Genomic DNA, 723 nt, shown 5'->3' on the forward strand with positions numbered 1-723 from the left:
CTCGACCGGTCGGACTGGTAATGGTCTTGAGCTGGTCAAGGGTCGTATAGCTAAAGCGGGTGGTCGCGCCTGACGGACTGGTCAGTTTCTCAAGGTTACCTGCTTCGTCGTAGCTATACGTGGTTTCCAGGTCAAGGGCATTCTTGGCGGTCAAGAGACGACCTACCTTGTCATAGGTATAACTGTTGCTTCGATCAGACTGATCGGTTTCCTTGATCAGGTTACCCGCCACATCATAGGTATAGCTCTTGGCTAAACCTTGAGGACCAGTTTGTTTAGACAAACGTCCAAGACCGTCATAGGCATAGGTATACTCCGCTTCATTTGGAAGTGTCCGCTTGGTGGTGCGACCGTAAAGGTCATTGGTGTAGGTGGTAATATGACCATTGGCATCCGCCTCCTTGGCAAGACTCCCCGTCCCGTCATAGGCATAGGTCGTCTCTCCACCTGTTGGGCGTTTCATACTCGCCACACGATTGAGGGCATCGTAGGTATAGGTCGTGGTATGACCTTCTCCTGTGGTTTCGGTGAGGCGGTTGCCGACCGCATCATAGGTAAAGCTTTGCTTGCTTCCTGTTGGCGCAAGGGTCTCTACTACACGACCTAGTGGGTCGTAGGTAAAGGCTGTAGCTTGACCATTTGGATCAGTATAGAGAACTAGATTCTTATTGGCATCGTAGCCATAAGAGCTCGAATGACCGTTGGCATCTGTCATCTTAGACA

Annotated in this window: 1 pseudogene; it reads right to left on the minus strand. The window is 50.9% G+C overall.

The features are described from left to right. Positions 1 to 723: pseudogene (locus E4T79_RS10725) on the minus strand (RHS repeat protein); the annotation flags it as partial.

Origin of the sequence: Streptococcus sp. LYSM12 (assembly GCF_004569635.1) — a bacterium.
Lineage (GTDB): Bacteria > Bacillota > Bacilli > Lactobacillales > Streptococcaceae > Streptococcus.